This is a genomic window from Pseudomonas sp. Z1-14, assembly GCF_051132005.1.
Lineage (GTDB): Bacteria > Pseudomonadota > Gammaproteobacteria > Pseudomonadales > Pseudomonadaceae > Aquipseudomonas.
This window is the reverse complement of sequence record NZ_CP071646.1, coordinates 1,138,707-1,150,748: the sequence shown is the minus strand read 5'-3', so window position 1 is coordinate 1,150,748 and position 12,042 is coordinate 1,138,707. Positions and strand designations below refer to the sequence as shown.

The 12,042-nt window shown below is 62.3% G+C and carries 12 protein-coding genes; 3 read left to right on the top strand and 9 right to left on the bottom strand.

Annotated features, from left to right (window positions below):
• Nucleotides 1–85: 85 nt before the first annotated feature.
• A complete protein-coding gene (locus tag J3P89_RS05415; protein WP_434696920.1) occupies nt 86–775 on the top strand; it encodes a DUF4197 domain-containing protein in 690 nt (229 codons plus the stop codon).
• A gap of 140 nt (nt 776–915) precedes the next feature.
• On the opposite strand, the gene J3P89_RS05410 is transcribed toward J3P89_RS05415, so the two are convergent.
• A complete protein-coding gene (locus tag J3P89_RS05410; protein ID WP_434696919.1) occupies nt 916–3,981 on the bottom strand; it encodes an efflux RND transporter permease subunit in 3,066 nt (1,021 codons plus the stop codon).
• 6 nt (nt 3,982–3,987) lie between these two features.
• Nucleotides 3,988–5,088: an efflux RND transporter periplasmic adaptor subunit gene (locus J3P89_RS05405; RefSeq protein ID WP_434696918.1), complete on the bottom strand. Its 1,101-nt coding sequence runs from the start codon at nt 5,086–5,088 to the stop codon at nt 3,988–3,990.
• Nucleotides 5,089–5,182: 94 nt separating this feature from the next.
• On the opposite strand from J3P89_RS05405, the gene J3P89_RS05400 reads away from it, so the two are divergent.
• The gene (locus J3P89_RS05400) at nt 5,183–5,818 is read left to right on the top strand and encodes a TetR/AcrR family transcriptional regulator (protein ID WP_434656008.1); all 636 of its coding nucleotides are present in this window, start codon (nt 5,183–5,185) and stop codon (nt 5,816–5,818) included.
• Nucleotides 5,819–5,970: 152 nt separating this feature from the next.
• Here J3P89_RS05400 and J3P89_RS05395 read toward each other — a convergent pair whose 3' ends face one another.
• Nucleotides 5,971–6,753, bottom strand: a complete 783-nt coding sequence (locus J3P89_RS05395; protein ID WP_434696917.1) for a class I SAM-dependent methyltransferase — start codon at nt 6,751–6,753, stop codon at nt 5,971–5,973.
• Between the two features lie 91 nt (nt 6,754–6,844).
• Here J3P89_RS05395 and J3P89_RS05390 point away from each other — a divergent pair, with 91 nt between their 5' ends.
• Nucleotides 6,845–7,465, top strand: a complete 621-nt coding sequence (locus tag J3P89_RS05390) for an energy transducer TonB (protein ID WP_434696916.1) — start codon at nt 6,845–6,847, stop codon at nt 7,463–7,465.
• A 4-nt stretch (nt 7,466–7,469) separates the two neighbouring features.
• On the opposite strand, the gene J3P89_RS05385 is transcribed toward J3P89_RS05390, so the two are convergent.
• The 6 genes from J3P89_RS05385 to adk all read right to left on the bottom strand — a co-directional run bounded on the left by J3P89_RS05385 (nt 7,470) and on the right by adk (nt 11,986).
• A complete protein-coding gene (locus J3P89_RS05385) occupies nt 7,470–8,147 on the bottom strand; it encodes an extensin-like domain-containing protein (protein WP_434631165.1) in 678 nt (225 codons plus the stop codon).
• Nucleotides 8,148–8,184: 37 nt separating this feature from the next.
• Nucleotides 8,185–9,006 carry an isocitrate lyase/PEP mutase family protein gene (locus tag J3P89_RS05380; protein WP_434696915.1) on the bottom strand — a complete coding sequence of 274 codons (822 nt, stop codon included), beginning with the start codon at nt 9,004–9,006 and terminating at the stop codon, nt 8,185–8,187.
• Between the two features lie 35 nt (nt 9,007–9,041).
• Complete coding sequence (locus J3P89_RS05375; protein WP_434696914.1) at nt 9,042–9,902, bottom strand: DUF72 domain-containing protein; 861 nt, start codon at nt 9,900–9,902, stop codon at nt 9,042–9,044.
• The gene (locus tag J3P89_RS05370; RefSeq protein ID WP_305499067.1) at nt 9,902–10,210 is read right to left on the bottom strand and encodes a hypothetical protein; all 309 of its coding nucleotides are present in this window, start codon (nt 10,208–10,210) and stop codon (nt 9,902–9,904) included. Before J3P89_RS05370 ends, J3P89_RS05375 begins: the two co-directional genes overlap by 1 nt.
• A gap of 358 nt (nt 10,211–10,568) precedes the next feature.
• Nucleotides 10,569–11,246 carry a tRNA (adenosine(37)-N6)-threonylcarbamoyltransferase complex dimerization subunit type 1 TsaB gene (gene tsaB / locus J3P89_RS05365; protein ID WP_434696913.1) on the bottom strand — a complete coding sequence of 226 codons (678 nt, stop codon included), beginning with the start codon at nt 11,244–11,246 and terminating at the stop codon, nt 10,569–10,571.
• A gap of 92 nt (nt 11,247–11,338) precedes the next feature.
• A complete protein-coding gene (gene adk / locus J3P89_RS05360) occupies nt 11,339–11,986 on the bottom strand; it encodes an adenylate kinase (RefSeq protein ID WP_434601734.1) in 648 nt (215 codons plus the stop codon).
• Between the last annotated feature and the right edge of the window lie 56 nt (nt 11,987–12,042).

The following is a 12,042-nucleotide window of genomic DNA, read 5'->3' as shown; positions in this document are numbered from 1 at the left end:
CTGGTTGCATTCGGGCGCCCTGAATATGAAGATCCCTGGCAATGCCGTACGCTGATTCTTTTCCAAACGTTCAAGGAAAGTGCCCATGCTCCGCCCTACCCTCCGTTTCACCGGCCTCTGCGCAGGCCTGGTGATCTGCGCCAACGCCATGGCCCTGTCGCTCGGTGATCTCTCGCAGAAGGACGCCACGGGCGGTCTGAAGGATGCCCTCACCCAAGGCGCCCAGATCGCGGTCAAGCAACTGGGTAAGCCTGGCGGTTTCAGCAACAACCCCGACGTGAAGATCGAGCTGCCGGGCAAGCTCGGTAAAGTCGCCAGCAAGATGAAGGCCTTCGGCATGGGCGCTCAGGTCGACCAATTGGAAACCAGCATGAACCAGGCTGCCGAAGCCGCCGTGGTGCAGGCCCAGCCGATCCTGGTGGATGCGGTGAAGAACATGAGCGTGACGGATGCCAAGGGCATTCTGAGCGGCGGCAACGACTCGGCCACGCAATACCTGAACAAGAGCAGCCGCGAGCAGATTCGCGCGAAGTTCCTGCCGATCGTCAAGCAAGCCACCGACAAGGTCGGCCTGGTCCAGAAGTACAATGCCTTCGCCGGCCAGGCTGCGACACTCGGCGTGGTGGACACCAAGAGCGCCAACGTCGAGAACTACGTGACCGAGCAGGCGCTGAACGGTCTGTTCGAGATGATCGCCAAGCAGGAAGCAACGATCCGCCAGAACCCGGCGGCCGCGGCGACCAGTTTGGCCAAGAAAGTGTTTGGCACCCTCTGAGCCCTATCCGACAAATACAATAGTTGTGGCGAGGGAGCTTGCTCCCGCTGGGGTGCGTAGCGCCCCCAGGTCTTTTGCGGTCGCTGCGCAACCGAGCGGGAGCAAGCTCCCTCGCCACAGGTTCGATGTGCGCCTGTGGGTCAGGTTTTCCTGACCCTGAACCACGCCGCATACAACGCTGGCAGGAACAACAGCGTCAACGCCGTCGCCACGATCAAGCCGCCCATGATAGCCACTGCCATGGGCCCGAAGAACAGGCTGCGCGACAGTGGGATCATCGCCAGGACCGCCGCCAGTGCAGTCAGTACAATCGGCCGGAAACGGCGCACGGTCGCTTCGATGATCGCCTGCCAGGGGGCGAGCCCCGCCTTGATGTCCTGTTCGATCTGGTCCACCAGGATCACCGAATTACGCATGATCATCCCAGACAACGCGATAGTGCCGAGCATGGCGACAAAACCGAACGGCTGGCGGAACACCAGCAGGAACAGCGTGACGCCGATCAGTCCCAGCGGCGCGGTGAGAAATACCATCGCCGTGCGCGAGAAGCTGCGCAGCTGCAGCATCAGCAACGTCAGCACCACCACGATGAACAGCGGCACGCCCGCATTCACCGATTTCTGCCCGCGGGTTGAATCCTCCACCGTGCCCCCGACTTCCAGCAGATAGCCGTCCGGCAACTCTGCGCGGATCGGGTCCAGGGTCGGGAAAATCTGTTGCACCAGCGTCGCCGGTTGCTCCTTGCCATAGATGTCGGCCCGTACGGTCACGCTGGGCAGACGGTTGCGGTGCCAGATCACCCCTTCTTCAAAGCCGTATTCCAGCGTCGCGATCTGCGACAGGGCAACGCTCGTGCCGTTGTCGGTAGGCACCGCCAGGCTTGGCAACAGTGAAAGCTCGGTGCGCTCATGCACGGTGCCGCGCAGCAGGATCTCGATCAGTTCGTTGTCCTCGCGGTACTGGCTGACACTGGAGCCGGTGAGGGAGCTTTGCAGGAAGCTCGACAGGTTGGCGGTGGTGACGCCCAACGCGCGGGCGCGATCCTGATCGATGTTGAGGTACACCACCTTGCTCGGTTCTTCCCAGTCCAGATGGACATTGGCGACGTAGGTGTTTTCGCGAACCTTTGTCGCGACTTTCCGGGCAAGCGCGCGGACTTCTTCGATGTGCTCACCCGTCACCCGAAACTGCACCGGATACCCCACGGGCGGGCCGTTTTCCAGGCGTGTGACCCGCGAGCGCAGGGTCGGGAACTGCTCGTTCAGTGTGCTGATCAGCCAACTGCGCAGGGGCTCGCGGTCCTCGATGGTCTTCGCCAGGACGACGAACTGGGCAAAGCTCGGCGCCGGCAGTTGTTGATCCAGCGGCAAGTAGAAGCGTGGTGAGCCGGTGCCGACGTACGCCACGTAATTGTCGATGCCAGCGTGGTCCTTGAGCAGCGCTTCAAGGCGCTTGACCTGCTCCGCGGTGTTGACCAGCGAAGCGCCTTCGGCCAGCTTCAGGTCGACCATCAGCTCCAGTCGTCCCGACGCCGGGAAAAACTGCTGCGGGACAAAACGGAACAGCACCACCGAGCCGACGAACAACAGCACAGTCAAGGTGATCACCGTCTTGCGTCGACGCACGCACCACTCCACCGTTCGCCGGACTCGCTGATAGAACGGCGTGCCATAGGGGTCCGGCTGGCCGTCAGCGGTGCCATGCCTGGCCGCGTGAATCTTCGCCAGGTCCGGCAGGAGTTTTTCCCCGAGATACGGCACGAACACCACCGCGGCCACCCAGGAAGCGAGCAGCGCGAGGGTCACCACCTGGAAAATCGAACGGGTGTACTCACCGGTGCCCGATTGCGCGGTGGCGATCGGCAGGAACCCCGCCGCGGTGATCAGGGTACCGGTGAGCATCGGGAACGCCGTGCTGGTCCAGGCAAAGCTGGCCGCCTTGATCCGGTCGTAGCCCTGCTCCATCTTGACGGCCATCATCTCCACCGCGATGATCGCGTCGTCCACCAACAGCCCCAGCGCCAGCACCAACGCGCCAAGGGAAATCTTGTGCAAACCGATGCCCAGGTAATACATCGCAGCGAAGGTCATCGCCAAGACCAGCGGAATCGCCAGCGCCACCACCATTCCGGTGCGCAGCCCCAGGGAAAAGAAGCTCACCAGCAACACGATCGTCAGTGCTTCCACCAGTACCTGGACAAACTCGCCGACGCCAGTCTTCACCGCAGCCGGCTGGTCGGAAACCTTGCGCAGTTGCATGCCGGCCGGCAGGGTGTTCTGGATGCGGGCAAACTCGGCTTCGAGGGCCTTGCCGAGGATCAGGATGTCGCCGCCCTCCTTCATCGCCACGGCCAGGCCGATGGCGTCCTCCGCCATGAAACGCATGCGCGGCGCCGGTGGATCATTGAAGCCGCGACGAACATCGGCCACGTCACCGATGCGGAAGGTCCGGTCGGCCACGCGGATCGGAAAGTCACGGATTTCGTCCACGGTCTGGAAATTCCCCGAGACCCGTAGCTGCAATCGCTCGCTGCCGGTCTCGAAGAAGCCGGCGGTCGATACCGCGTTCTGCGCCTCCAGCGCCTGCTGGACTGCCGCCAGGGGCAGGCCGAGGGTCGCCAGCTTCACGTTCGACAGCTCGACCCAGATTTTCTCGTCCTGCAGGCCGACCAACTCGACCTTGCCCACGTCCTTGACCCGCTGCAGCTGGATCTGGATACGGTCGGCGTAATCCTTGAGCACGCCATAATCGAAGCCGTCGCCGGTGAGCGCGTAGATATTGCCGAAGGTAGTGCCGAACTCATCGTTGAAGAACGGTCCCTGGATACCCGGCGGCAAGGTCTGCCGGATATCGCCGATTTTCTTGCGGATCTGGTACCACAGCTCGGGAATCTGCTTGGAATGCATGGAGTCGCGAGCCGCAAAAGTCACCTGGGATTCTCCCGGGCGGGAAAACGAGACGATCTTTTCGTAGTCGCCGGTTTCCATGAGCTTCTTTTCGATACGCTCGGTGACCTGGCGCGACACTTCCTCGGCCGTGGCCCCTGGCCAGACGGTACGGATGACCATGGCCTTGAAGGTGAATGGCGGATCTTCGCTCTGACCCAGCTTGGTGTAGGAAAGCGCGCCGACGATCGCCAGCAAGAGCATCAGGAACAGTACGATCTGGCGGTTACGCAACGCCCATTCGGAGAGATTGAAGCCCATCGGGGATTACTCCTTGGCCGCCAGGTTGACCACGCGATTGGAGCGATCCACCGGCCGAACCTGCTGGCCGTCCAGAAGCACATGCACGCCAGCGGCCACCACCCAGTCATTGGCGCTCAGGCCTTCGAGCACCGGCACGGTCTTTTCACCGAAGGCGCCAACACGCACCGGGACTTTCCTGAGCGTGTTGTCGGGCTTGACCACCCAGACGAAGGTGGCGCCGTTCTCGGCGGTGAGGGCCGACAATGGCACCGACAGCGGCGCCTTTTCAGCGGTCTGGATAAACACCCGAGCGCTCTGGCCCAGTTCCGCCGGGACGCTGCCAGCGGTGAAGGCGACGCGCGCGGCGAAGGTACGGGATTTCGGATCGGCGGCCGGCGAGAGTTCGCGGATGCGTCCGCTGAAGCGCTGATCGGGCTGGCTCCACAATTCAACCGACACTGGCTGGCCGATCTTGAACCGACCAAATCCCTGCTCCGGCAGGCTGATCAACACTTCACGCTCGCCCTCGGTGGCCAGGGTGAAGACGGTCTGTCCAGCCGACACCACCTGGCCGACTTCCACCGCCCGCCGGGCCACCACGCCGTCCTGGGGTGCACGCAACACCGAATAGCTGGCCTGGTTGCTGGCAACGTCGAATTCGGCCTTGATCTGCTTGAGCCGCGCGGCACCGGAGCGATAGAGATTCTCGGCGTTGTCGTATTGGGAGCGGCTGACCATCTGCCGCTCCATCAACGTCTTGTAGCGGTCACGCTCGGCTTTCACCAGGCTCAGGTTGGCCTCGGCCGCGGCGACCTGGGCCCGACTGGCTTCCAGTTGCAGGCGCACATCCTCGGGGTCGAGTTCGGCCAGCGCCTGGTTGGCCTTGACCCGCTGGCCCTCTTCCACCAGCCGGCGGCTCACCTTGCCGCCAATGCGAAACGCCAGGTCCGGCTCGAATCGCGCCCGTACTTCGCCGGGATAACTGTCCATTGCCTGGGCCGAAGGCTCCGGCTTGAGGACCATCGCAGGGCGCACGGCGACCGGCGTCGGCTCCTCATGACCGCACGCAGACAATAAAAAAGCCAGGCTGACTGGCACGGCGAGGGGCAGGACATAGCGGAACATGGTGGATGACCTTTCGCTAATGGTGCTTGGAATAATTATACTGGCGAGTATGTTATTAATAGCAAACTCACCAGTCCAGTATTAAAAGCGAATAATGTCGAACAATCCTCCCTCCTCCAGCGGCCCTGGTCGCCCCAAGGATCTGGCCAAGCGCCAGGCCATTCTCGACGCCGCGAAACGCCTGTTCCTGAGCCTGGGCTACGCCAGCACCAGCATGGACGCCGTGGCCACCGAGGCCGGCGTCTCGAAGCTGACCGTCTACAGCCACTTCAATGACAAGGAAACGCTGTTTTCCGCCGCCGTGATTGCCAAGTGCGAGGAACAGGTGCCGCCGCTTTTCTTCGAATGGGCCGACGGTGTTCCGATTGAACACGTGCTGCTGAACATCGCCCGCGGCTTCAACCAACTGATCAACAGCGACGAATCGGTGAACCTGCATCGGCTGATGGTGGCGTTGGGTAGCCAGGATCCGAAGCTCTCGACCATCTTCTACCAGGCCGGCCCGCAGCGAATGCTCTCAGAGATGGAAAGGTTGCTGACCAAGATCGACCAGAGCGGCGCCCTGAGCATCGACAAACCGCGCAACGCCGCCGAGCATTTTTTCTGCCTGATCAAGGGCGCGGCAAACTTCAGGTTGTTGTATGGCTGCGACGGGCCGCAGGACGCCGAAGCGGCCGAAGCGCATGTGCAGGAAGTGGTGGGGTTGTTTGTGCGGGCTTATCGGCCTTAGTTCGACCGGTCACTTTCGCTGGCTGGGAGGGCCTCTTCGCGAGCAGGCTCGCTCCCACAGGAGAACTGTGGTGAATATGGATTCTGCTGAACAGCTCCCTCCCAAGACCCTATGTGGGAGCGAGCCTGCTCGCGAATGAAGTCACCCCGGTCTCAGGCCTTGAGCGCTTTCTTCGGATAGATATCGTACCGACTGGACTTGCCTTCCAGCCCATGGCTCGGCTTCGGCCCTTCAATGCAGGGGGCCTTGCGCGGGCGCTTGACCACCACCCGGTGGGTCGCCAACGCCAGCGCGGCGGCAAGCAGCGCCGGGGCGTCGGTATCATCGCCCACCAGCGGGCGGAACAGGCGCATCTCTTTTTTCACCAGGGCGGTTTTCTCCCGATGGGGAAACATCGGGTCCAGGTAGATCACCTGGGGCGGCTCGCCTTGCCAACTGCGCATCACTTCGATGGAATTGCCCTTGAGCAAGCGCATCCGCGCCACAATCGGCGCCACATCGAAATCTTCCGCACCGCGAGCCAGGCCATCCTCCAGCAAAGCACCGATCAAGGGTTGACGCTCGATCAGGCTCATCTCGCAGCCGAGACTCGCCAGCACGAACGCATCCTTGCCCAACCCCGCCGTGGCATCCAGCACTCGCGGACGCACACCCTGGGCGACACCGACTGCCTTGGCGATCATCTGGCCACTGCCGCCCCCGTACAAACGACGATGGGCTGCGCCGCCCTCGACAAAATCCACCCGCACCGGTCCCGGCGCATCGGGACCCAGCTGCTGCAATTGCAACCCGTGCTCGCCGACCTGCAAGGCGAACTCGCCGTCATCCATCTGCAACGGCAGGCCGAGCTGCTCGGCCCACTGCTCGGCGCGGGGCTGGAACGCCGGGGCCAGGGCCTCGACATGGATGCGGCAAGCCGCGAGTTGCTCAGTCATGAAAACATGCTCAAAAAATTAAGGATCGGCAAAAACGGCCGATAACAACGGTGAACGGCATTTTGCCAGAGCTGAGCGTCGACCGAGAAAAATGTCAGACATTCAATCCACATCGATAGGCGTTATCTCCCCTTACGGCGATTACAGCCTGCGCAACACCCAAGCGCTGAGCGGCGTCAGTCACCTGTGGCAGGATTTTTTTGCCCGGGCCCTGGCCGACCAGTTGGGTGAAAACGCACCGGCGCCCGGCAGCTACCAGCCAGTCGCCCTCGATGAAGCGGTTGAACCGACCCTGGGCGCCGAGCTGCTGGAGCATATCGTCAGCCAGCGCACCTGCGACGTGACGGAAACCCAGGTCAAGCCACCCGAGCCGTTATTCCTGCCGATCGCCGAGTTCGAACTGGATTTGCTCGACAAGCCGTTCCCGCCCTTCCCGCCAGAAGAAATCGTCGCACAGCAAAAGCAGCAGGCCTTCGAGAGCAATTGGGTTCGCCCGATCGTCCTCGCCGCCGGTCAACCGTTGCCAGAACCGGGCCCGGCACCACAGCCGCGTCGACTGCCCCTGCCGATTGCCGAATTCGAACTCGACCTGTTGGACAAGCCATTCCCTCCATTCCCGGAAGAGGAATTGGTGGCGCAGCAGAAACAACTGGACTTCGACACTCGCTGGGCGCGTCCGATCGTACTGCAGAACCTGCGCATCGCTGCCTGATCCCTCAACGACAAATCCACCACGGCCCCACATCCAGATGAAAATGGTTGCGGTGCGCCGCGTTGTAATCCGGACTCAAGACCACACTGAACATGTCGCAGGCGCCATCGCGCACCTGCCGTAGAAACTGCGCATCGGTGTTGTCCTTCGGCCAATCCCTGAGCACGCTGACGGCTCGTCCATCGGCCAGGCGAAACCCGGCGATGTCCAACGCGCTGGCAGTGGCGTGCTGGCTGCGCGCGCCGCTTTCACGACCGTACATGTTGCGACAGGCAAAACTGCCCAGGTGATCGACCCGCGTGACTTGCTTGCCATAGGCGGCCATTGCCGCCGGCTGCAACGCATGGCGCTCGAACAGCGCGAAGGCCACCGCCAGTGGGCAACTGGCGAGGAAGCTGCTGCTCAGCGCCACCTCACCGCCCTGCACCCGCAGCACATTGGTCAGCGGGCACGAGGTATTGGCGCCGCTGTCGGCCTGGCGAGCGGTGCGCAGCCCCGACGTGGCGAGCGCCTGGTCGCACAGTTGCGGATCGTTGCGCAGCGCCATGAGTTTGTAGCGGGTCAGCAGATTTGGCGGCGCTTTCACGTCCAGCGGCGCCCAGGGGTTCCATTGCGGCGGCACGGCCAGCCAACCGCGCCATACCGCCACCACCGCGACGCCAGCGATCAGCGCCAATACCATCAGTCCTTTCAAAAACCGCACGTCAACGCCTCGGGCTTCAACCCTTGAATAATTGATTGGCCTGGTTGAAAGGCATTGAGCGACGGGTGAAGGTGAAGGTCCCCTGCCGTTGGATTTCTTCGGCGGCGCGGAAAAACTCGCCATACGCCGCCAGCGCGAGGGCCGATCCGACACTGATGCGCTTGACGCCTAGTTCACTCAGCTGGGCTACCGTCAGGTCCAGCGCGCCGGACATCAGTACGTTAACGGGCTTGGGCGCCACGGCCCGGACCACCGCCAGCACTTGCTCGGCGCTGCTCAGCCCCGGCGCGTACAGCACATCGGCGCCGGCGTCGGCGAAGGCCTTCAGGCGTCGGATCGTGTCGTCCAGATCCGGCCTGCCATGCAGGAAGTTTTCCGCTCGCGCGGTCAGCAGGAAAGGGAAAGGCAGACTGCGCACCGCCTCGGCGGCGGCCTTGACCCGCGCCACGGCGAGCTCGAAATCGTAGATCGGGCTGTCTTCGCGGCCCGTGGCATCTTCGATGGAGCCCCCTACCGCGCCGGCTTGTGCCGCGCGGAGCAAGCTGCGGGCGCAGTCTTCGGGCGCATCGGCAAAGCCGTTTTCCAGGTCGACGGCCACTGGCAGGTCCGTGGCCGCAACAATCGCTCGCACATTCGCCAGCGTGTCATCCAGGCCCAGGGCGCCGTCAGGTCGTGCCAGGGAAAAAGCGTGACCGGCACTGGTCGTCGCCAATGCTTCAAAGCCGAGGCTGGCGAGCATCTTTGCCGAACCGGCATCCCATGGATTGGGAATGACAAACGCCCCATCGCGTTCGTGCAAGGCCTTGAACGCCTGGGCTCGGCGGGTTTGTGCATCCATGAAAGTCGCTCCTGAGCAATTTTGCGGAGTTCGCCTCAGAGCAGACCGAGTTGCTCGGCGGCGGGTTCTCTATATAGCTCAGGCAGCGCCGGCAAGCCAGGCAAACGCTTCATCAGGCTGCTGTGAAAATGCATCGCGAGTTTCGCCGCCAGCAGATTGTCCGCGGTGTGCAGGAACATATACGGCGTGCGCCCCTCTTCGATCCACACGGCGATTTTTTCTACCCATGGCGTCAGGAACGGCTCGTTGGCCTCCACTACCGGATGACCGACGAAGCGCACCTGCGGGTATTGAGTGAACGCCGCCGGTCGCGTCGGCACCCGGGGCTTCTTGTATTGCGCGTGAATGACTTCAGGGGCGGTCGACGCGCAGCTGAACAGGCCGCGGGGATCGAGACAGATGCGTTCGACACCACGATCGAGCAGCAAGCGGTTGAGCTGTCGTTCGGCGTCGCCTTTGGCAAAAAAATCATCGTGACGCACCTCTACGGCCAACGACCGTGGGAACGCGTCGATGAATGCCGCCAGCTCCTGCAATCGATTGGGCGTGAACGCCTTGGACAGTTGCAGCCAGAACGGCGAGACGCGCTCGCCCAAGGGGCTTAGCAACTGGACAAAGGTTTCGGTGGCGGTCAGGTGTTCGCGCAGGTCGCCGCCGTGGCTGATGTCACCGGGGATCTTGGCGGTGAAGCGAAAGTGCTCGGGCATGATTTCGGCCCAGCGCTGAACGGTGGACGCGGCCGGGCTCGCGTAGAAGGTCGTGTTGCCTTCCACGGCGTTGAATACTTGAGAGTAGAGACCGAGGAAATCGGAGCTTTTGGCGTCCTGGGGATAAAGATAATCGCGCCAGGCGTTTTCGCTCCAGGACGGGCAACCCAGATAGTAGGGCAACCGCATCAGATGTAGAGGTCGAGGCCCAGCACTTCCATATCCCAATCAACAAAACCGGCGGTGCTCAGGTAGCTGGCCAGCGCCGTGGCGACACTGCGGCTCATGGCGCGGTGATACAGCATGTCTTGCTGACGGGCGGGAAGATTGCTCAGGCGTTGCGCAGAGGCTTTGGCGGCGCGGGCGGCCAGTTGCTCTTCGGACGGAAATTCCAGCTCACCATCGATGTCATCGAAGTTTTCCGGCTCAGCGGCTTTACCCGCACGAGGCCGACGCTTGATGGGGTAGGACTGGGATGAAACGCCGTCTATACGCATAACAGAATGCTCGGTATCAATGATGGCAATTTAGCGGCACATTCGTATCCGCGCAAATGCGCAAGTGATAACTAGAACACATAAAGGCAAAAAGGTTTAAAAACCGGCGAAAAAAGTGACGACTGGCAATTTTGGGTGTGACTTTTGGGTCTTGGGACGACTTTGGCGGATTTTGAGCCGGAGCAACGCCTTCGTGGCGAGGGAGCTTGCTCCCGCTGGGTTGCGAAGCAACCCCAAGACTTAATTTCAGCCCGACCAGTAAGGATACCAAGGAGATTTCAGGGCCGCTTCGCGCCCCAGCGGGAGCAAGCTCCCTCGCCACAATGGTGCTCGCTCGAGAGTGTGGTCAAGTTTGGGTTTACCGTTCGGACTTGGGCGTCGCGACCTTGTCCCGCAGGTACACCGGCTGCGCATCGTCGGCAGGGATGGCTTCGCCGCGTTCCCAGGCAAAGCGTGCCAGGGCCAGCAGGTCTTCGGCATGGGGCAACATCGAGGCATCCTGGCCGACAAGGCTGACGCCGATTCGCTCGCCGTAGCCCCAACCGGTACCGGCGCCGAACCAGTCGCCGCTGGTGTCAGCCGACAACGCCGCCGCTTCGGGTGGCAACACCGCCTCGGCACCGACCAGGCGCATCTCGCCAGCGGTTTCGCGATAGCAGCCCCAGTACACCTCGTCCATGCGCGCATCGATGGCGGCCGCTACCTGATGCGCGCCGTGCTCGCGCAAGGCGCGCTGGGCCAGTACGGCCAGGTTCGAGACCGGCAATACCGGGCGTTCCAAGGCGAAGGCCAGGCCCTGCACGACGCCAATGGCGATGCGCACGCCGGTAAACGCCCCTGGGCCGCGACCAAAGGCGATCGCATCCACGGTTTGCAAGGTGATCCCGGCATCGCTGAGCAATTGCTGAATCATAGGCAGCAATTTTTGCGCATGCAGGCGCGGGATCACCTCGTAGTGGCTCGTGACCTTGCCGTCATGCAGCAAGGCAACGGAGCAAGCTTCAGTCGCGGTGTCCAGGGCCAGCAAGGTGCTCATCGATATGTCCGTAAATCAGGTGGGAAAAAGTGCGCCAGTATAAACAACTACGGCCCGCAAGCGGGCCGTAGTTGAGGCTGCGATCAGCGTTTTCAGCTCAGTGCTTCAAGCACCTTGCCGGTGATCGCGTCGACCGAGCCGACGCCCGGGATGTGGCTGTACTTCGGCTTGCCCTGGGCAGCGGACAGCTTCTGGTAGAAATCCACCAGCGGCTTGGTCTGGGAATGGTAGACCGACAGGCGATGACGCACGGTTTCTTCAGTGTCGTCCTTGCGCTGCACCAGCTCGTCGCCAGTCACGTCGTCCTTACCGGCGACCTTTGGCGGGTTGTAGACGGTGTGATAGACACGACCGGACGCTTCGTGAACGCGACGCCCGGCAATACGCTGGACGATTTCCTCGTCATCGACCGCGATCTCGACAACATGGTCGAGCTCCACGCCAGCGCTCACCAGGGCTTCAGCCTGAGGGATCGTGCGTGGGAAGCCATCAAACAGGAAGCCGTTGGCGCAGTCGGCTTGAGCAATGCGGTCCTTGACCAGCGCGATGATCAGGTCATCCGACACCAGGCCGCCGGCATCCATGATGCTCTTGGCCTGAACACCCAGTGGGGTGCCAGCCTTGACCGCGGCGCGAAGCATGTCGCCAGTGGAGATTTGCGGGATACCGAATTTTTCGGTGATGAACTTTGCCTGAGTACCTTTACCGGCCCCGGGAGCTCCCAGCAGAATGACGCGCATCGATGTGCTCCTCAATTTTTTTATGTAAAACGCTCGGATTCGCCTCGTGGGGCCAA

Coding starts and splice junctions, on each gene's coding strand:
- tsaB (WP_434696913.1), bottom strand. CDS start 11,246: ATGAGCACCTTGCTGGCCCTGGACACCGCGACTGAAGCTTGCTCCGTT.
- J3P89_RS05410 (WP_434696919.1), bottom strand. CDS start 3,981: ATGGGCTTCAATCTCTCCGAATGGGCGTTGCGTAACCGCCAGATCGTA.
- adk (WP_434601734.1), bottom strand. CDS start 11,986: ATGCGCGTCATTCTGCTGGGAGCTCCCGGGGCCGGTAAAGGTACTCAG.
- J3P89_RS05375 (WP_434696914.1), bottom strand. CDS start 9,902: ATGCGGTTGCCCTACTATCTGGGTTGCCCGTCCTGGAGCGAAAACGCC.
- J3P89_RS05385 (WP_434631165.1), bottom strand. CDS start 8,147: ATGGTATTGGCGCTGATCGCTGGCGTCGCGGTGGTGGCGGTATGGCGC.
- J3P89_RS05405 (WP_434696918.1), bottom strand. CDS start 5,088: ATGTTCCGCTATGTCCTGCCCCTCGCCGTGCCAGTCAGCCTGGCTTTT.
- J3P89_RS05415 (WP_434696920.1), top strand. CDS start 86: ATGCTCCGCCCTACCCTCCGTTTCACCGGCCTCTGCGCAGGCCTGGTG.
- J3P89_RS05380 (WP_434696915.1), bottom strand. CDS start 9,006: ATGGATGCACAAACCCGCCGAGCCCAGGCGTTCAAGGCCTTGCACGAA.
- J3P89_RS05395 (WP_434696917.1), bottom strand. CDS start 6,753: ATGACTGAGCAACTCGCGGCTTGCCGCATCCATGTCGAGGCCCTGGCC.
- J3P89_RS05400 (WP_434656008.1), top strand. CDS start 5,183: ATGTCGAACAATCCTCCCTCCTCCAGCGGCCCTGGTCGCCCCAAGGAT.
- J3P89_RS05370 (WP_305499067.1), bottom strand. CDS start 10,210: ATGCGTATAGACGGCGTTTCATCCCAGTCCTACCCCATCAAGCGTCGG.
- J3P89_RS05390 (WP_434696916.1), top strand. CDS start 6,845: ATGTCAGACATTCAATCCACATCGATAGGCGTTATCTCCCCTTACGGC.